The following is a 19,034-nucleotide window of genomic DNA, read 5'->3' as shown; positions in this document are numbered from 1 at the left end:
TATATGTTATGTTGTGCGCATCAAGCAAACAACGAAGTAGTATCAGCAGTGAAAACCCCTTGTGTAGCAAAATGTAAAAACAATGAAGGTATCTGTAGTGGGTGCCACCGAACGATGTCTGAGCTAACGGCGTGGCGTACCATGAGTGATTCAGAGCAAGAACAAAAGATAGAAGAAATCCAAGGACAGCAATCCACACACATCTGTAGCCAGTGCGGCAAGCCGGCATATTGCGAAATCAGTGCAGGAAAAGAGACCTGTTGGTGCTTCGAGCTAACAAAACGTGATACGTCAGAGCTAACACCTGGGACTTGTTTATGCCGACACTGTCTAGAAAAGCTTCCGCTTCGCTAATCCCCTCAGGCATTTCCAACACTGACATGCACCCAAGCTAACAGCTATGTTTAAAAACATAGACTTACCTGTTAGGTTGATTTTATTGAACGGTGTATTATAATTCACCTAATCGAAATCTGGCTCACTAAGATGACTGTTTTAAGAGTATTAGTTATTGTAATTTGTGTTTCATTGTCACCGCTTACATTCGCGAACAACGTACTGCCCGACAATGAGCGAATATGCTTAAGAAACATGGAAGCCTTACTCGGAAAGCAACAAGTACTGTTCGGTGATAGCCAAGCCGCTCCCGAAGTACGCAGAATGGCAGAAAGAGCCATAGACACTAGCCGCGAAGCTTTTGCCCAACATGGCAGTTATTGTGACGCACAGCGAGCACTACAACAATTTGACGTGGTAAAAGAGGGGGGATTCCATGACCAACAAGGCGAAGTCAACTTTTTTGGCCGGGGTCACTATTGATACTTCGAGATAACTGTTTGGTAGTGCTACTATAATTCAAAACAACTCTTTAACGATATCGTTGATTTAAGCCCTTAACACGGCAAACCTTTGAGGTAATGTATATGAAAAAGTGGCTATTTATCTTGGTACCCTTGTTATTTGCTTTGACTGGTTGTGATACAAATTCAGAGCAAGGTTTTTCGGCCAAGAACCTACAACAAAGCTGGGTACTGACTAAAGTTGACGGTAAAGAGATTACCATTACAGAACCCCGCACCGTACCGGGTATGGCTGTTGATGCTGATCTGAAGGTCTCAGGGTTTGGTGGATGTAACCGGTTCTTTGGTCAAATTGAGCTGGCAGACAGTAACCGAATTCGCCTTACCGGCATGGGCTCTACTAAAATGGCCTGCATTCAAGATGACCAGGCAACGGTCGAAGCTATCATGACCCAGTCTCTTCAAGAGTGGAATAACGCAGCGTTAGAAAACGATACTCTGACCCTGACATCAGAGCAACATATTTTAACCTTTACACCTGAAGAAGTGGCGAGCGAAGATCCCCAATAGCCCCTAGCTTTTCTCCCTTTTCGCGCAGCCATATGGCTGCGCGTTGTTTTGTATGAATCGAATTATGTCTAGTTATGAAAATTAATAAGCGACAAGCCAAAACCCTCAATGAGGCGATAGCACAGTGGGAGAAAGATGAGCAGATCAATGCTGATACTGCCAAATCACTGCGAAACAGTTACGAAGTCGTAGGATTTGACTGGAAGTTACTGGCTGTCTATTCATTTTGGATTGCTATTACCTGTTTCGTTATCTCCATCGGCATACTACTGGCCGATGACTATCTGATGGCTTTATTGGCAACATTGATTGATACACCAGCGAGTGTTCTGTCCGTCATCAGCGCTATTTTAGCCGCCGCATCATTCACCTTCGGCATTAAGCGCCGGCGTCGCTATCCAGAAAAGTACTTCAGCAATGAAGCGATGTATTTCTTTGGCGTACTATGGACAGCGGTATCCGTTGGGTTCCTGAGAGAAACCGCATGGTTCAGCGACGTCCATGACGCAATCTATTTGCTGATTCTGACACTGATATACGGTGCGATCGGGTTCCGCTTATCCAGCATGCTGGTTTGGATTTTCGCTCTGCTAAGCTTTGCCGGCTGGGGATTGGAACAATCAAGCTATTTTGCCGAGACATCTGGTTACTTCTTGGGCCTAAATATGGCATGGCGACTCGTCGTGATCGGCTTACTTGTACTCGCTACCGCCTGGTGGTTCGGGCATAAGCAATCTACAATGGTTGACTCGGCAGGAGCCCAAGGGGAAACACTATCTCCTAGTAATAAATTTGCCTATCTACAAGACCCTACGAAGTTCATTGGACTGTTTTACCTAATGTTCGCGTTATGGTTGGTTTCCTTGGTGGGTAACCACACCAGTGCATCGACCTGGTCGAAGGTTTCGCAAGTCACCTTTTTGCCTTGGGCTGTGCTGTCAGGCTTAGTGTGCATAGGTTTACTTTACCACGGTATCAAACATGCCGATAAGTTAACCCGTAGCTTTGGTATCACCTTCTTGCTGATCAACCTCTACACCCGTTACTTTGAGTATTTCTGGGATGCTATGCATAAAACTGTTTTCTTCGCCATACTGGCGCTGAGTTTCTGGCTGATTGGCACCAAAGCGGAAAAGTTATGGCAATTAAGCCATATTAAAGAAAACGAAGAGTAGAGAGTAGAAGCAAAATAGATATACCCAAGTAACGTCAAGGTGCTTGGGTATATTAGATGTGCAACAGGAGGCAATGATATTTCCCCCTACCTGCACACTTATTAACCCGCTCCAAACTGCGCTAAATATGTCTGTACTTCTGACTTCCCCATATACTTACCGAGTGTTTTAGCAGGGACTGCGCGTAAATCCACCACAATCAAACCATCAAGCGCATCATTAAAATCGGCATCGACATTAAAGCTCACCAATTTGCCGTTTAAACCAAGGTAGTGCCTCAACAGCACCGGCACGCCTTTGTCTCCCTCAAGACGGGAGATCACCTTGGATAACAGTTGAATATCTGCCAACGCTGACAACATCTCGGTTTTCCAAAATAGTGGGGCTTTTTGCACTAACGGGTTACTCGCAGAAACCAATTCAGCACTTTCTATATCATAGTGATGCACAGCCATACTCTCGACCATTAAATGCCGAGCTTCTGAGCTGTAATCATTGCTGATACTCACAGGCCCAAATAAATGGGTGTAACGGGGATGACGATAAACAAATGTCGCTATGCCTTTCCAAAGTAACATCAAAGCACTAAGGCTCTTTTGGTAATCGGCAGCGATTACCGACCGTCCCAACTCTATTGCATTCCCCTGCTGGCGAATAAACCGTTCGTCATAGTTGAACAAGGTTCGGGAATATAACCCATCAACCCCTTCAGAGTCCAAAATCCTATCCACTAAACCTAAACGGTAGGCGCCAACTAAACCTTGCCGATCACGATCCCAGACAAACAGATGATGGTAATATTGATCAAACTCATCAACATCCGTCGCTTTTCCTGTTCCTTCCCCTACTGCACGAAAATTAACCTCTCGCAGTCTGCCAAGCTCAGCCATAACCGAAGGGATACGCGTAGCTGACGAACAGTAAACATCAAACTGTCCTGAGGAAAGCAGGTGTTCTCCTTCATCAAGCTGGCTAATTTCATAGGTCAGTATCTCAGGTGAAATGGGGGCTACGATAGGCTCAGCATCAAAATCAAGTGTCGAGAGCTTCGGCTTTTTCGCGTTTTTCAGCTGGCTACCCAATAAATACGTATTGAGCCTTAAATAATGAACCAGCATCTTGTTGTCCTCGAACCCTTTTATCTCTTTGATACTGATTGCTTCACCAATAGCGAGATTAATTTGTCTGTCACGCTTATTGAGCAGTTCTCGGCCTAGCATCAGTGTTCTCAGCAACGGGTGGATCCTACCCGCCATATAGAATTTTCGGCTGTTCTTACCATCAATATAGACAGGTACTGTCGTCGCCTTACTTTTGCTGATCAAACGGCTAACAGAGTGGCTCCAATCTTTATCGGTAATACTGCGGGTTTTGCGGTCGTACGCTGAAACTTCGCCAGCCGGAAACATTAACAGCAACCCACCATTGGCTAGATGCCTGTTAGCTTCACGCAAGGCTTTAACATTGGCTTTTACCGCTTGTGGGCCTTCGAAGACATCGACCCCGATAAACAACTCATCTAATTCAGGAACCGTTTTCAGGTAATGGTTTGCCAAAATCTTAATGTCTTTACGAACCAACCGCAGCAATTCGGCCAGTATCACCCCTTCTACACAGCCTAATGGGTGATTAGCCACAACAACGGTCGCCCCAAGCGCTGGAACTTGGGCAAGCGAGCCCTGCTTGATTGAGTATTGAATACCTAAAGTGTCTAAAGCGTAGCGAAGAAAGGTCCCTACATCACCGCCAGCAGGGCGAGATGCATAGAACTGATCCAGTTTCTTTAACCCCGTCGCCCACTCAGTAACGTGCTCCCCCACACCAAATGGCGTTTTACGAGGGAGTCGGAAAGGACTTGTCACTTCCATGTTTTTACCTGTTTAATCATTCAACCAATGAATGAAAATTATGAAACAGCCAGATGACCGATTCGTGGCACTTTTACGGCAAAAAAATGAGTGAAATGCGACGATATGATGAAGCACTAAGTCGCGTACGGTTAAAAAAGGAATCTGTACTTTAGTGGATAGTAATTAGAAATTAGCGCCAAGTTGCTGCTATCATGATGAAAAATGATGGAGAAATAATAATGAAATCAAAGTTACTGCTTGCGGGTTTGCTTGCTGCCTCTGCTGTTTTAAGTGGCTGTTCTGGGGATGAAGTGGGGGATGTCAGCCTAGGCATGTTCACTATGAAGGATATAAAAATCGGGCACCTAAAAGATGATGTAGTGACCGGTGTCACCTGTCATATCGCCTCTATTGAAGCAAACTTAAGCCTTGCTGATCCAAGTGACAGTTCCATTTCTTGTCGTCAAACGGGTGACATTACCCCTGAGATGATTGCACAAATTGACAAGTCTAAGTCAGGTGAAGTGGTTTTTAAAAAGTCAAAAAGCATCTTCTTCAAAACAATGAAAGTAAGACGCATCTACGATCCAGAGAACCAAACCTTACTCTACCTCTCGTACACGACGAAAGAAACTGATGGGAGTTTCAAACATAGCCTTTCGACCGTTCCGCTATACGGAACCAAAGCTTATCAGGCTCCCACTACTGCAGAATAAAATGGTATAGGGTTGAAAGTGGAATAGAGCTATTTCACCTTCAACTCTACTCTTCACCATTCAACACGCTTTATATCTGGTGCTCAACAGATTAGAGTCGCGTACAATCAGTCAAAATACACCCACATTCTACCTTTTCGCATCTTTTTTTTATAAGCCCATCAATGACTTCAAGCTAATATTTCGCAAATTTCCTAAGCACTTCATAAAATCCAATCATAATATATTGCAAGCAGTTAAAGGCACCTAAGCGTCTGTTAAAATTGATTACTCTGATAAAGCCATCAAAAAAGGAACTTAGATGAATACATTATCAAAGGGCTTAATTGCTTCAATATCGGTCTGCTTCATTACTGCATGTGGCGGTGGTGGGGGCGGAGAAAGCGAAGGTTCTAGTAATAACGACAGCACGGCAAACACTGGCAATGTCGTCAGTATTCCGGCAACGACCCAAAACTCAGATGCAAGTAGCGGCCACAACACCAGCCAGTTGAATTTCAATACTAACATCACTGTCGACAGCGGTGATCTCTCAGTTAACGGAACGACCAAAATTTACAACTATTCCAATCCCCAAGCAGGACTATTCATTGATCATAAGGATAAAATTGAGTTGTTCGCTGATGGTCAAAAGGTCACACTCAATGAAGATTTCTCAACTGATTTTGGCACCAGTTATAGTTATACACTGCCCAATAATGCCAGTAGTTATGAATTCAGATATAGCCGAAATGGCGAGCTTGTATCAGAGGGAAGCTTAGACTCACTGCCACAAACTTTTGGGGCTTCGGGCACAGTAAATGGTGAAGATATTTCAATCACCCTTAATAAGAGTGCTAACCATACCTATGAATATATTTCGGAGCATCTCATCTGTAAATATAATGTTGATGACATAACAGCGCTAGTAAGAAGTATCTATTCTCGCGATGGTGAAGGATTGCTCACTGACGATTACCAAAAAAATATCGAACTCCTTTTCGACACGACGATAGACAATTTGAAAACAGAGTTTAGCACTTGCTCTGTAGACGTCGATTTTGTTTCTGAATCAAAAAGCATTAATAAAGTTCTATCTAGCAAGAATATTTCAATATTCCCAATATCGACCCAGCAAGCCGAAGTTGAACTATTCTAATAACACTCAGTAATACAAAGCCATCTATCGCCATGATGGCTTTATTTACGCCTCGCTGATTATGGCCCCAGTTCTACTATGACAACATTACTATTTACAAAACAAAAAGTGCGACTACAAATTAGCCGCACTTTTTTATTTTATCGTTTAATGGATAGCTTATTTTTACGTTTAACTTTTAGCATCATCCTTGCAGCTATTACCCCATAGACAATGGCTTGTAACCATAATTGCCCCCATAGGGATAGGACTTGATCAAAATCAGCCCCCATTTGGTTTAGACGCAAAAACGCATTAATTGCCGGGGTTGATGGTGCTAACTGCGCCAACCATGTAATTGGATCAGGGATCATTTCCACCGGCCATATAAACCCAGTGGAGAAGACCAACGGCAAGGAGCTTAGCAAGACCATCACTGTTGCCAACTCACGCCGAGGGATCAATTGCCCCAAAATCATCCCGAGGAAGATGACCGCAAGCAAGAAGGGCATAGTGATCAATAGCAGATCCGTTATCGATGCCAAACGACTAATGTTGTAATAACTGAAGCTAAAGCCAAAATAATACATAATTAATGGCAGGTAGATGAGGGTAAAAACGATGCCTCGTACAAGTACTACTCGCCTTGCTGGAAAATGTACCCAATAGCCACTTTGTCCTGCTCGCAGGTATTCATTTTGCCCTCCGCCCAACAAACCAACGGCTATCAGTAGTGTCTGGTGAAGGATCAATACAAATACCGCCGGTACCACATAGTTCACATAGCCCATTGTCGGATTAAACACGGGTTGGGTATTGAGCTTAATCGCAGTGTAATGTTCAGCGGCCAATGCCATGTCACTACCCGCCATTACCATGCGCGTCACTTTTACCGTTACGCCCAATGTACCGGCAGCCGTTGCAATCCCTTCGGCTATCGTGCCGTAAACCAAAAAATACGCGGCATCACCGCCATACGCTAAGGCTGGACTTTTGCCGAGCAAAACATCTCGCTGGAAGTCTTTCGGGATCACCAGCAGTCCTTGAACCGATCCTTGGTTCACCAGCACTTTGGCGGCATCAATCGACTCTGCCCGAGCGGAAATCATCACCTGCGGTGTCGCATCGACCATACGCTCGAGTTTGCGTCCTAATTCCGACTGATCTAAGTTAACCACCACAATCTGCTGCTCTCGCGGCAATTGGTTGGTATAGGGTAACGGATAAAGGAACGAGTAAATCAGTACCCCGCCAAACACAGTAAATAGAATCGATGGGTTGGTAAAAATAGCCTTTAGTTCAAACTTAAGCAATGAACGCCAACTCATACTCCCCCCTCATGCTTTGCGCTTAATATATTTACTCGCCAAGCCGCCACTATCCAAGTGATCACAAAAGCCAACAAGCACAGCAGCTGCGGCATAGCCTGTAATGCTGTCATACCATGGTTTACCTGATGTAGTTGAACATCCAAATAATGACTCGCGGGCAGCATTGCCCGCCATACCAATGCAAAGGTAGGCATGTCTGTTGCCGGGAAGGTAACCCCCACAAAGGCAAAAGCCGGTGCGGTAAAACCTGCCGCTAAACTCATCGCTTTGGTTGCATCAAGGGTGAACAAGTAGAACAAACTGGCCACACCTTGGCATGCCAGAACCATCAACAACTGGGCAAGTATCAGAATCCACCACTTCCCGTGCATTGGCCAATCCAGTAAACCGTAAAGGGCAACAAGGAAAATACACCCTTGGATAAAGAACAACAGTGTGTAGGGAATGAGTTTACTAATTAAGCGGCTTTTAGGCACTTTACCTAACCATGCATGAACTCCTCCACTGCGCTGTTCCGCCGACAACGCCATAATAGTGGTGATCACTATCGCGATTTGCCAAATAGCCGGAATAGTCGCCGACACCAAGAATTGGCCATAATGGCTATTGGCGTTATACAGCGGCGTGATCTGGTTTCTAACCGGGACTGCCTGCCCAAGCGCTTGCTGAGGAACACGGCTACCTGAGACCATATTTCTCATTGTATCGATTTGCGCGTTAAAAGTTCCCTGGGCTTGCATAACAGCGGAGTTCACCAATTTACCAATCAGCACAAACTGGCTGTTATAAAACACAGTCGCCGTCGGTGATTTCCCTAACTTCGTGTCTTGCTCCAAATTGGTTGGGATCACCACCAACGCATAAATATCTCCACCTCGAAGAGCATGGCTCCCCTCTGCCACCGAGGTATAAGCACCAGAGACTGCTAGTGTAGGATTAGCGTCATAATAACGCACCAGCTGGCGTGACACTTGGCTATGGTCTAAATCGACCACACCAATGGGTAGCCCTCTTGCAATACCCGCCGAGAAGATGCCCCAAATGATTGCGAACAGCATCAAGGGCAGCCATGTTGTCATTGACAGCAGCCAGCGCTCATTACGGATCAGTCGCCATTCACGAGCGAATTTCATCATCATTCGCTTACAATCACACTCATTCCGACACGAAGGCCAGCCACCGGTTTAGTTGGGCGTGCTTCAACCTCAAACGTGCGCATGTCAAAACCCTGCGCAGCATCCGTTGTACGCCATGTAGCAAAGTCGCCCATCACGGCAACGTGAGTCACCTTGAAGGTGTATGCCTGATCACCCAGCGCCGGCACTCTCGCTTTAAATTCTGTGCCTTGCTGGTAGTGTTTTAGATTGTCTTCTCGAACATTGAACAGTGCCCAGGCATCGTCCATATCTACGACACTGACTACCGGGAATCCTTGGGGAGCAAGCTCACCTTCGTGCAAAAGCACTTGGCTTACTTCCCCCTCAAACCAACTAGAGATCTGGGTATCTGCCGCATAAGCTTCGACTTCAGCCACTGCCCCCGCAGCCATACGGACTTTCTCAGCCGCTGCACGCTTGGTTTCCACCCGCGCCCCTTCTTTGGCCATGGTGTACATCTGATAAGCCGCTTGCTCGGTATAACGTGCCGCTTGCCATTGAGTATAAGCTTCATCACGTTTTTGCTCTGCCATCACCCCTTCTTTATAGAGGTTATCCACACGGCGATAAGTCTTTTGCATCAAGGCTGCTGCTGCTTTGGCTTTCTGCCATTGGTCTTGTGACGCCGCAATTTCCTGCTCACGAGCACCTCTTTCTGCCTGCTGTGACATCGCATCGGCAGCCTGCTCACCAGCACGGGCCTGCTCAAGTTTGGCATCAATTTCCGGGCTCGATAACGTGAAAATCAAATCCCCTTTAGCGACCATATCACCTTTGCGAACTAGAACTTGCTCAATACGACCCGATACCTTGGACGAAATATTGTAATGCTGGGCTTCAATTTGACCCTGCATACGAATAGGCGCTGGTTGGTAGGCCAACCAAAACTGATAGCCCAGCCATCCAACCACCGCGGTGGCTGACACAGCAGCGGCGATCACTTTCGTACTTGATTTGCCGTTTTTCATGACTGAACCTCTAACCCTTGATATTGCTGATATTGTTTAAAACTATTGATTTCACTGCTGACGGCTAACAAGCGGGCCAGAGAAATGACATATTGATAAGCGGCAGCTGCGCGCTGAGTTTTCACACTGGCCAAATACAGCTCTGCATCAACCACATCCAGTGAAGTCGACAAGCCTTGGCTAAAGGCTTTTTCACGCAAGCTGACATTTTCTTTGGCTAGATCTAAGCTCGAGGCCAACCCATTGTATTCCTCCAAAGACTGCAGTGCCTCCCGGTAAGTTTTCTCAACCAACACCGTAAGATCTTGCTCGGCCTGTGCACGAAGATAGTTCACTTGAGTGACAGCGCTGTGTGCCGCTTTCACTTTGCCCGAGCGGCCTGAGTTATCAAGCAGCGGAATATTCACTCCGACACCAACAGCCCAATCAGGCGCTGTTTTCGCGGCGAGAGTATCGTCTTCATGCAGGTTGTAATTACCATAAAGGTACACTTCTGGATAATACTTACCCTTTTCTGCCGCCATCAAACCCTGAGCTTGTTTCTTTTTTGCATCAAGGAGTTGCAAACCAGGATAGCCTGCCAATGTCTTATCGATAAAGGCTGACATAGGAGGGAGTGATTCATTCACAAACAGTGAAGAACTCGGCACAGCAGGGGACTCTACTTTTAGCAGTTTGGTCAACGCAACTTGGGCAATTTCCATATCACGCTGCGCTTTTTGACGCTCTACCCGTGCTTTATCGTAAGAGGCTTGCGCTTGCAGGCGCTCAACTTTCGCGATTTGGCCTTGCTGCTCTAATTTTTGCGCGCGTTCGAAATGCTTCTTCAAGCCATTTTCAACCTCGATACGTGTGTCCAGTACCTGCTGGGTCAAAGCAACACCAAAATAGAATTTGGATAGATCTTCAAAGGTCGCCTGCTGCTTCATAGCAAGCAGTTGGGTTGCTTCTTCAGTCTGGCCTTTCGCTATGTCCTGCGCCGCAGTGATACGGCCACCAGTGAAAATCGGCCACACTGCACGAATTGAGCTGGTGAACACCTCTCGGTTGGTCAACTGAGATGTAAAAAGCTGGTCAAAAATCGGAAGACCTGAAACAACATCACCAATGGGCATACTCTCAATCAAATCAGAAGGCTTAATTTCTACTGGCTTATCAAGCCGAGTATATTTCGCCGTTGCACTGATCGATGGCAGATACAGATCCCTCGCTGCATCTTGCATATTTTGTCTACGTTCGATATTGGCCCGCTCAGCAGCAAGGCCATCATTTTGGCTGACTACCGCCTGCCAAGCATCAAGGAAACTGACTGAATGTTGAGCCGAAGATGCCGTCGCGCTACTAAAGGCAGCGTTATGTGGGTCATTGGCACTTGCCGATGCCGGTACAACCATCATCGCCCAGCAGGTAAGCACTGCAGCTGGCGTTAATCTCATTGTGAAAATACCTATATGCCTGTTTATTTGGCTTGATTTGTTAATTTTAGAGTAATAACTCTAAAAATCAACAACTGTGGTGCAAGTCACGCAAATAGAAGTGCGAGGTTAGGTGCTCATATAAATAGGAGCTTATATAAATTGGCCCAGGAGACGGCTTATGCAGGCGCTGTTGAGGGCTAATAATCCTCATCTAGGCTCAGGATAACTTTCTGATACACCTTGGGAGTGAGACCGCTAATACGCTTAAAAGAACGGGAAAAATGGGCGATATTAGAATAACCCAGTTGGCTGGCAATATGCGTGAGTGACAAGTCTTCTCCCATCATGTCGACCGCAACAGTGTATAGGAGGTTATCTTTAAGCCGCCGGAAGCTGGTTCGCTCTTCGGTTAATCTTCGCTGTAAGGTTCGAGGGCTCATACTGAGTAACTCAGCCGCTTCCTCTAGGGTCAGGTTACGTTCTCTAACGTAAGGCAACAAAGAGGTAAAAACCCGATCGGTAAAGTTTGCATGCCAGCTAATTAAAGGCGCTTTCATCTCTATATCTTTGGGAGTGATCCGCAGAGGTTGTACCAAAACATCATCCTCAATTAACCATTCAATTCTTTCATTGCCAACAAAGTACTGTACGGAATTACCCAAAATGGAGCTATATATATCCGAGTCATTAGATTGAATTTTAATTTGACTTGGCAACCAGTCACTGTGGGTAAGCACACGAATAAATTCGACCGCATATAACACAGCCCATACTTCCGACCATAAGAAGTGTGCGCTTTCATCTGTACGGCGTTTACACCAATACCAGGTCCTACCATGGTTAGACTCCAGACCAACGTTAACGACAGTCGAGTCATGTTGAAACACCGTTTGAGTCAGTGCCAGAGCTTCTTCCACAGTTTTGCAGCCGGCAAACTCAGAAATCAATCTGGGGATGGCCTTTCGGCGGATAGCAGTTCGCAATATATCGCCAAACTGCGTAATTCCCAGCTGATTTGCCAATAAATAGATCAGTTTTTTCAGCGGCTCTTGAGGCAGAAACTCTTGGTCTAAATCCAACAGATCCGGTGGTAGTCCGGAGTCTTTGATCACTTGGTGGGGGTCATGATTATATTCGTAGAAAATCTCTACAATTAAACGTGCATAGCCAGACTTAATCAAAGGAACAACAGGATCTTTGCCACTTGTCATACCGTTATTCTCAACCGTTCGCATTATAACCTTTAAGCGTAGAGGGGCACCGCAAGATGGCAAACTTCAAAGAGCAAATTACTTTTCAATGCATATCTAAGCAATTGAAAATAAATCACAAAATAAGAAACCTTGTACTTCTAAGAATATTTAAGTGAAGGATAGAATTTTTGCTGCCTTTTGCTATTTTTTAATCGCTTACCCGGTACTCGAGCTGCTTGTTCGCGCCTACAGTGCGATGACGTATTTCAATGAGGGGGGTCAATAAATACAGTAGCTATTTCGGCGACAGTTGTGGATTTACCCAGTTTATCACCCACTTGGTATTGATGACCTAGGTACTGATAGAAACAGCAGTCAGCTACCAATTTTCTGCAACAACCGATTAACTGGTCATGGTTCCGTTAACAACCTTGGCGTCGCTGTTGCTATACCGGGCAGTCTTTCATGAACTGTCCGATACAACATTGGTTAGCAAGTTCCTCACTTGTCTGTGCATTTTTATAATATATCGCTGGAATTAATTCATTGCAGTGGCAACGCCAGATTATTCAATTTTTTAATCAATATAAAAAGGCTCAATGGTTCTAGGAGCCATTGAGCCTTTGAAATATGTCGTATAACTGTTAGGTCACTGAAATATCTAAATTACCTTTCACAACCCCCGGAGAACTTGGAGCCAGACCAGTAATCAGAGGGTTCCATATGGTAACTACCGAAATCGCCATATTTCGAAGTGTCATAACAATCCTCTTTCGGCTCGCTTTCCTTATAACCTTTATCATCTTTACCATGATTCAAGTTATCGACCTTGAAGTGCAGGGTTTGACCTGGTTTGACTTTAAAGTTAACGCAGAATTTCTGGTAACCATCATTGTCGTAGCCCTTGCCGTAGTATGGGTTAAAGACCTTACTTGTTCCCAACCACTTAATGATCGGTGAGTCAGCAGATGTAATCTCTAGATCAAGCCTCTCATCAGGATATCCATCTTTATCGGAATCAACCAACCAAATAGGCAACCAACCCTTAGGAATATCAATTTCGCAAACCTTGTAAACTTTATTCGGAATCAATTTAACACCGAAGTCTAGCTGACTCGGAGGCGTCATAGCATGAGTGTTGACCTCTGGGCCGTACAGCGTAAATAGCCATTTATCATCAGTCGGGTAACCATTGGTGTGCTTTTTAATGACAACCATACCTTTTTCAATATTGGTATAGGTACATTCAACGGTTTCTCCTGGGTCTAGCTCAATATCTACAACCCGATTAGGCACGCTAATCTGGCTGTTTTCTGTTACCGATTCAGTACACACTAGTTGCTTGAGGAAAAAGTCAGGGCCAGGATCGATTTCCTCGACTTTATAACTTCCAGGTTCGACATCATAAAAGACCTTGCTCTGACCGTGATCCAGTGTAAATGAACCACTGTCATCAATATCTTGCATGAAGCTAAAGCCTGAGCCGTACTTAGGCTTCGTTTTCTTATTGATGATTATCTTACCTAGCTTCTTGTTCGTGAACTGGCACTGGAAGGTTTTACCCGAATCACGAGGCAACTCGACATCAAACGTGCAATTATTGCTGCCCGTTTGTACCCAGCCCTCACGAGAAACCTCAGTGATAGTGTAGTTTTCACCCGTCGTTAACTTAAAGTCCGATGAATCCCCTTGGAAGGTTTCATACTGATCAGGCGTTCCATCTGATGTGGTCAGCACGATACCGTCAGTACCTGTATTCGGCCCAATCAACACCATTTGCCAACCATCTTCGCTACCGGCAGGGAAGGTCACCTTGTCGACAGCAGCAAAAGCAGGGTCTGAAGGTTCCTCAGGCTCTTCAAGCTCCAAAACAATTTTATCAGAACAATCTTCAATGGTTGGCTCTGAGGATAAGTCAAAAGTTACACTTCCCATCATATCGCCAATAAAATCCCCACAGCTCTTGACTGTCGCGGTGTACATATCAGGTTCAAGGTTTTCAAGAGTCTTAGTAAGATCGTTAACAGAAGTGGTAAAGTTGTAAATCAACTCCTGAGAAAAGTCTCCAGTATTAGTCACTTCAACAGTACAAGCCAAGGTTCCTGAATCAAGCTCTGGAATAATAAGTTGCACATCGAGATCAACAAGCGCAGTACTTGTCACATCTACTGAGATGGGTGATTGCTCTGTACCACTTGTTGCACTCGAACCATCAGAAGCAAGCAGTGTTACCCAGTCATCCAAAGAACCTGTCGCAGCAACTATTTCACCATCGGCTACGGAAACCGTTTTGGTAAACTCGATTGAGTCAACAACGCACCCGCTATCTTGGTTACATATCACTGGGTTTTGGTTATCGGACACCCAAACCAAATTATCATCAGCAGCATCAAGCTCTGTATCTAAATTGTACCCCCCTTGGAAAGTACCAGTTGCCCCCGAAACGTCAGTCACCGCATATTTCAGCGCTGCGCCGGTAATTTTTTCTGTTTCAGTGATTACTGCGGTAGTCGATGTATCATTGATGATCTGGATTTGGTCGCCTAGATCAAACTCAACTTCTATCGGCTGGTTCGAAAACGTAGGATTTCCGGGTTTTGCTGGATCCTTGATGATCGCAGAAGCTTTGTCGCTAAGCTCTGAAACATCTTCAGGTGCAGCGTCTATATCATAGGTGTGAGTGACGAACACTTCACTATTAGCTGGCACAAGTACATTATTGAACGTTTCCACGTCCAATGATTTCTTTCCATTGCCGTCATCAATATTACCGAAAATTTCATCAGTGATATCCGCAAGAACATCTCTTGATGCCGCGTTTGACACGAAGATATTGGTCACGACTTTGACACTATCAGCCGATGATGGGATCACACTCCATTCAACAGTAACCTTGACTTCTCCTGAATTATCCACTTGCTGATCACAGGTGTTACCAAGATCCAGTTTAACTGGGTTAACCGTTTTATTGACATTCCAAATGATCCCTTCACCTGATGAAGCAGTCATCGTTTTTCTGATACCTGCTTCTACAATATCTTTGACAGGGATAGACACCGTCCTTTTACCTTTTTGGAAGTCTTCAGACTCAAACATGTAAGACTGTAATGATGACCCAGGAAACGAGCTGGCACCAATAGCCAACCTATTTGCCCAGTCGATCACACAGGTAGTATCAGCAGCTTGCGTAATCGTTAGTTCGCGATAAATGACATCTTCAATACCACCGGTAACTGTTCCAGAAGTATCAATTTGCTGATTACCGACAACTAGCACACAAGAACTGTCTGAAAACACGTTCTGGGTGTCAGGGGCTGTAATCAGTTGTACATCAAAAATCTCGTCGTATCCTTCAATACCATTGCTGTCAGCATTATCTGCAGCAATAAGTACGTTATAAGTAACCGTACCACCATTTTTGTTGTTTGTGGTGGTCAAGCGGTGAGGAACATAATCCAGCTCATTCCACCCTTTCCCTAAATTACCGGTTGTATAAGGCGTATCATTCCCCCCCAAAGGGGCCGGATCCTGACAAGTAAAATTTCCGTCGGTGTTTGGTAGTGTGTTACTACCTGGAATAAGCGTTGGGTTGCCATCATTACGACAACCCTCCAATGTAAATTGAACAGTATTAGGCGCTTCATCAAACGCCCATACGGAAGCTGCTTGCATGCTCGCTATCAAAGCGATACTTGGCCAAGCCCCCTTCCGTAGTTTGTTGAGGATTTTTGTTTTCATCTGTAACAACCCTTCTACTACAAAATAACGCAAAATCAGAACCTAAAATTAGGTTCTGCATGCCCACAAGTACTTAGAAGTTAGTTACAGTGAATAAAAAAATATCCTTAGGTTTAAGACCTTAGCAGGAATGATTCATGTTATCGTCATCAAGACATATCCCCAAAACCGATTTGAATCAGCAAACTCGAGATAGAAGCGAATTTAAGCTTCTTACGCCAGTAGCTTATGGTACAGCGCGATCGTCTCATCGATTAATTCATCATTGCAGCCGAGATAATTTAGGGGGTTGCAAGCTTCATCAATCTCCTCTGACGACAAAATCGCTGAAACCGAGGTATCCTGCTTAAGCACATCCGCCAAACTTCCATCATTAGGAGCATGAGCAATAGCTGTTTTGACTTTGATGTAACCTTCACCTCGACCGGCTTTTTCAGCCACTTTCATCATCACCGCTTCCGACATAATAAAGTTACGTGAAGCTTCAAAATTTTCTCGCATTTGCTGCTTGTTGATAACAAGGTTAGTGACCAGTCTCAGCGCCCTCTCTAGTGCCGTTGACACCGCCAGTGATGATTCCGGCACCAAACTCCAGTTCAAGACCCGCATTGAGGCAGAACGCACATCATGCTGATCCATCAGGTTAGGTGCGCTGCTTGCATACATCCAACCCATCCGAGATAAGGTCTGGATCATATTCGCCGCACGCGGATTGGCTTTATGCGGCATTGTACTGGAACCGCCACCAGACTCCCCTTCTCGCACTTCTGCTATTGAGGCTCGGCCCATGGTTTCGGTATCGTTGGCGATTCGGCACAAGGTGCCATGAATCAGGGCGAAAAATTGGATCAGCTCAGCAATATTATCCAAACTGGCATTACCCAAACCTTGTGGCTCATTGAGGCCAAGTTCTATAAATAGTCCTTTGCGCACAGCCAAGCCCTGCGGGCCAATGGACGATAGGTTACCCACTGCCCCGCCGTACATACCGGTAGTTGCCCGTGGGTACAAATCATCAAGTCGCACAATATGGCGGGCAATTTCCTGGAGATAACTACTGACCAGCAAACCCCAGGTTGTCGGTAAAGCATCCATCGAGTTTGTCCGCGCCACCATTACCGTTTGCTGATGGGCAAGAGCCATCTTCTCAAGCTGATCACCCAACGCAGTTAATTGCCCACGTATGAGGTTTAGGGTTTGCTTCACCCGCATCGCCAAGCTGGTATCGAGCAAGTCCTGAGTGGTACAGCCCCAATGCAGGTACTTCTTGACATGATCATCACCTTGTTCTGTTAACTGATCAATCAAAGGTTTAATCGCCATACCAACCGTTTGGGTATCCTGTGCCAAGCGGGTCCAATCAATATTGTTAGCATCACAGACCTGTTCAATAGAGGCGACGGCCTGATTCGGGATCAGCCCCTGCTCTGCCTGTACTCTGGCAATACTGACCTCGAAGGTTAACCAAGCTTGAATAAGGTTGTCGTCAGACCATATCCCCTTCATTTCTTTTTGAGTAAATAGCGGAGAATAGAGCGTTGAATCGAAAACCGAGACATTTGAACCAGGCATAACCATCATCCTAAGCGCGAATCATTGGAGGAGACCATACTCTGGCATAAAGACTATTACTGTGCGCTTAACAATAATTTGTAACTTGAAGGACTAACAACCTGCCGTTGAATTTTGTGACCCGCTTATACCAACAAGGCTTAATGCAACCAGACGCTTAGGCGCAATAAAGCAACTTAGGCCAAACTTATAGCCAAGTCACTTCACTTTGCGTGGTTGCCTCATGCGGTTGTTCCGGTATGCCGATTGATTTAGCGCCGATCATCTTTGAACTATGTGCGATTATTATCAGCGCAGCGATCCTCGGTACGCTTTTTTTATATGCCTGCCAACCGATTATTCTGGCCTATATTGCCGCTGGAGTGGTCATTGGCCCCTACGGTTTCAATCTGATCCCCAATACCGAACATATCACTCAATTTGGCAATGTTGGCGTGATTTTGCTGCTGTTCCTGATCGGTTTGAACTTACAGCCCAACAAGCTACTTAGCCTATTCAAAGAAAGTGCCATTATTACCCTTGCCACCTGCGCTTTCTTTTTTACTGTTACTCTTCTCTTTTGCTTAGCGATTCAACTGTCAGTACTGGATGCAGTGATCTGTGCGGCAGCACTGATGTTTTCCAGTACTGTCATTGGCTTGAAACTGATCCCTACGACAACACTTCACCATCAACGAATGGGAGAAGTGATCACCAGCATTTTACTGGTACAAGACATCATCGCGATCAGTGTGATCATCTTTCTCAATATGGATGGTGGCAATGCCATGTTGGTCGGATTCCTGCTGATGCTGGGTAAATTCATCGCGATATGTACGTTAGCGTTTATTGGCGTACGCTATATTATCCTGCCTCTATTCCAGCGATTTGACGTCATTCAGGAGTACAGTTTCCTAACGACCTTGGCGTGGTGTTTTTTCTGGGCAGAACTAAGCCATCAAGTGGGATTATCTTATGAAAGTGGGGCGTTTATTGCAGGGATCTCGATTGCCACCAGCCGGGTCTCACAAGCTATTTCTGTACACTTGAAACCACTGCGTGAGTTCTTTTTGATCTTGTTCTTCTTTGCAATTGGCGCAAGGATGAATTTCAGCGAATGGAATATCTATACCTTCTTTGGTCTAGCGTTTGGCGGGTTGCTCGTTATTATCAAATATTGGGGGTTCTCTATTGCCCTAAAGCTCGCCAAAGAAAAGCCCACTATGCAGCATGAGCTGAGTGCAAGGCTGAGCCAAGCCAGTGAGTTTTCCTTTCTGGTTGCCTACGCAGCCATGATAAGTGGGTTACTATCAATCGAAGCAACCCTCTTTATACAAATGGCGACGATTACAACTTTTATTATCTCAACCTATTGGGTGGTAAACCGCTTCCCGACACCGATATCGACAATCAAAAAACTCCGTAAGGATTAATAACCTATCACCCGATA

Annotated in this window: 15 protein-coding genes; 7 read left to right on the top strand and 8 right to left on the bottom strand. The window is 45.3% G+C overall.

Annotated features, from left to right (window positions below):
• Nucleotides 1-48 precede the first annotated feature (48 nt).
• The 4 genes from ACVA58_RS12860 to ACVA58_RS12845 all read left to right on the top strand — a co-directional run bounded on the left by ACVA58_RS12860 (nucleotide 49) and on the right by ACVA58_RS12845 (nucleotide 2,545).
• The gene (locus ACVA58_RS12860; RefSeq protein ID WP_446510833.1) at nucleotides 49-354 is read left to right on the top strand and encodes a DUF1289 domain-containing protein; all 306 of its coding nucleotides are present in this window, start codon (nucleotides 49-51) and stop codon (nucleotides 352-354) included.
• Nucleotides 355-591: 237 nt separating this feature from the next.
• On the top strand, nucleotides 592-819 hold the full coding sequence (locus tag ACVA58_RS12855; RefSeq protein WP_446510832.1) for a hypothetical protein: 228 nt from the start codon (nucleotides 592-594) through the stop codon (nucleotides 817-819).
• Between the two features lie 104 nt (nucleotides 820-923).
• A complete protein-coding gene (locus ACVA58_RS12850) occupies nucleotides 924-1,370 on the top strand; it encodes an META domain-containing protein (RefSeq protein ID WP_446510831.1) in 447 nt (148 codons plus the stop codon).
• Between the two features lie 74 nt (nucleotides 1,371-1,444).
• On the top strand, nucleotides 1,445-2,545 hold the full coding sequence (locus tag ACVA58_RS12845; RefSeq protein ID WP_446510830.1) for a hypothetical protein: 1,101 nt from the start codon (nucleotides 1,445-1,447) through the stop codon (nucleotides 2,543-2,545).
• A 101-nt stretch (nucleotides 2,546-2,646) separates the two neighbouring features.
• Here ACVA58_RS12845 and ACVA58_RS12840 read toward each other — a convergent pair whose 3' ends face one another.
• Complete coding sequence (locus ACVA58_RS12840) at nucleotides 2,647-4,413, bottom strand: lysophospholipid acyltransferase family protein (protein WP_446510829.1); 1,767 nt, start codon at nucleotides 4,411-4,413, stop codon at nucleotides 2,647-2,649.
• A 221-nt stretch (nucleotides 4,414-4,634) separates the two neighbouring features.
• On the opposite strand from ACVA58_RS12840, the gene ACVA58_RS12835 reads away from it, so the two are divergent.
• Together ACVA58_RS12835 and ACVA58_RS12830 are read left to right on the top strand one after the other, a co-directional pair.
• Complete coding sequence (locus tag ACVA58_RS12835) at nucleotides 4,635-5,111, top strand: CreA family protein (protein ID WP_446510828.1); 477 nt, start codon at nucleotides 4,635-4,637, stop codon at nucleotides 5,109-5,111.
• A 301-nt stretch (nucleotides 5,112-5,412) separates the two neighbouring features.
• Complete coding sequence (locus ACVA58_RS12830) at nucleotides 5,413-6,249, top strand: hypothetical protein (protein WP_446510827.1); 837 nt, start codon at nucleotides 5,413-5,415, stop codon at nucleotides 6,247-6,249.
• 140 nt (nucleotides 6,250-6,389) lie between these two features.
• Here ACVA58_RS12830 and ACVA58_RS12825 read toward each other — a convergent pair whose 3' ends face one another.
• The 7 genes from ACVA58_RS12825 to ACVA58_RS12795 form a co-directional block, all read right to left on the bottom strand.
• Entirely contained in the window at nucleotides 6,390-7,556 is a 1,167-nt protein-coding gene (locus ACVA58_RS12825; protein ID WP_446510826.1) for an ABC transporter permease, read from the bottom strand.
• A complete protein-coding gene (locus ACVA58_RS12820; protein WP_446510825.1) occupies nucleotides 7,553-8,698 on the bottom strand; it encodes an ABC transporter permease in 1,146 nt (381 codons plus the stop codon). The genes ACVA58_RS12825 and ACVA58_RS12820 overlap by 4 nt, the downstream gene beginning before the upstream one ends.
• A complete protein-coding gene (locus ACVA58_RS12815) occupies nucleotides 8,695-9,684 on the bottom strand; it encodes an HlyD family secretion protein (RefSeq protein WP_446510824.1) in 990 nt (329 codons plus the stop codon). The genes ACVA58_RS12820 and ACVA58_RS12815 overlap by 4 nt, the downstream gene beginning before the upstream one ends.
• Complete coding sequence (locus ACVA58_RS12810; RefSeq protein WP_446510823.1) at nucleotides 9,681-11,120, bottom strand: TolC family protein; 1,440 nt, start codon at nucleotides 11,118-11,120, stop codon at nucleotides 9,681-9,683. Before ACVA58_RS12810 ends, ACVA58_RS12815 begins: the two co-directional genes overlap by 4 nt.
• A gap of 179 nt (nucleotides 11,121-11,299) precedes the next feature.
• A complete protein-coding gene (locus tag ACVA58_RS12805) occupies nucleotides 11,300-12,337 on the bottom strand; it encodes a helix-turn-helix domain-containing protein (RefSeq protein WP_446510822.1) in 1,038 nt (345 codons plus the stop codon).
• Nucleotides 12,338-12,961: 624 nt separating this feature from the next.
• Nucleotides 12,962-16,033 (bottom strand): hypothetical protein, encoded by a 3,072-nt coding sequence (locus ACVA58_RS12800; protein WP_446510821.1) that lies wholly within the window; start codon nucleotides 16,031-16,033, stop codon nucleotides 12,962-12,964.
• Between the two features lie 213 nt (nucleotides 16,034-16,246).
• Nucleotides 16,247-17,605 (bottom strand): class-II fumarase/aspartase family protein, encoded by a 1,359-nt coding sequence (locus tag ACVA58_RS12795; protein ID WP_446510820.1) that lies wholly within the window; start codon nucleotides 17,603-17,605, stop codon nucleotides 16,247-16,249.
• A gap of 239 nt (nucleotides 17,606-17,844) precedes the next feature.
• Here ACVA58_RS12795 and ACVA58_RS12790 point away from each other — a divergent pair, with 239 nt between their 5' ends.
• Nucleotides 17,845-19,017: a cation:proton antiporter domain-containing protein gene (locus tag ACVA58_RS12790; protein WP_446510819.1), complete on the top strand. Its 1,173-nt coding sequence runs from the start codon at nucleotides 17,845-17,847 to the stop codon at nucleotides 19,015-19,017.
• The last annotated feature ends 17 nt before the right edge of the window (nucleotides 19,018-19,034 follow it).

This window comes from Photobacterium sp. DNB22_13_2 (assembly GCF_052873915.1).
This window is presented reverse-complemented; position numbering and strand designations above follow the sequence as displayed.

What these genes read in the sequence shown, in the direction of transcription:
- ACVA58_RS12825 (WP_446510826.1), bottom strand. Translation starts at nt 7,556, where the DNA reads ATGAGTTGGCGTTCATTGCTTAAGTTTGAACTAAAGGCTATTTTTACC.
- ACVA58_RS12820 (WP_446510825.1), bottom strand. Translation starts at nt 8,698, where the DNA reads ATGATGATGAAATTCGCTCGTGAATGGCGACTGATCCGTAATGAGCGC.
- ACVA58_RS12845 (WP_446510830.1), top strand. Translation starts at nt 1,445, where the DNA reads ATGAAAATTAATAAGCGACAAGCCAAAACCCTCAATGAGGCGATAGCA.
- ACVA58_RS12805 (WP_446510822.1), bottom strand. Translation starts at nt 12,337, where the DNA reads ATGCGAACGGTTGAGAATAACGGTATGACAAGTGGCAAAGATCCTGTT.
- ACVA58_RS12810 (WP_446510823.1), bottom strand. Translation starts at nt 11,120, where the DNA reads ATGAGATTAACGCCAGCTGCAGTGCTTACCTGCTGGGCGATGATGGTT.
- ACVA58_RS12815 (WP_446510824.1), bottom strand. Translation starts at nt 9,684, where the DNA reads ATGAAAAACGGCAAATCAAGTACGAAAGTGATCGCCGCTGCTGTGTCA.
- ACVA58_RS12840 (WP_446510829.1), bottom strand. Translation starts at nt 4,413, where the DNA reads ATGGAAGTGACAAGTCCTTTCCGACTCCCTCGTAAAACGCCATTTGGT.
- ACVA58_RS12790 (WP_446510819.1), top strand. Translation starts at nt 17,845, where the DNA reads ATGCCGATTGATTTAGCGCCGATCATCTTTGAACTATGTGCGATTATT.
- ACVA58_RS12855 (WP_446510832.1), top strand. Translation starts at nt 592, where the DNA reads ATGGAAGCCTTACTCGGAAAGCAACAAGTACTGTTCGGTGATAGCCAA.
- ACVA58_RS12835 (WP_446510828.1), top strand. Translation starts at nt 4,635, where the DNA reads ATGAAATCAAAGTTACTGCTTGCGGGTTTGCTTGCTGCCTCTGCTGTT.
- ACVA58_RS12850 (WP_446510831.1), top strand. Translation starts at nt 924, where the DNA reads ATGAAAAAGTGGCTATTTATCTTGGTACCCTTGTTATTTGCTTTGACT.
- ACVA58_RS12830 (WP_446510827.1), top strand. Translation starts at nt 5,413, where the DNA reads ATGAATACATTATCAAAGGGCTTAATTGCTTCAATATCGGTCTGCTTC.
- ACVA58_RS12795 (WP_446510820.1), bottom strand. Translation starts at nt 17,605, where the DNA reads ATGCCTGGTTCAAATGTCTCGGTTTTCGATTCAACGCTCTATTCTCCG.
- ACVA58_RS12800 (WP_446510821.1), bottom strand. Translation starts at nt 16,033, where the DNA reads ATGAAAACAAAAATCCTCAACAAACTACGGAAGGGGGCTTGGCCAAGT.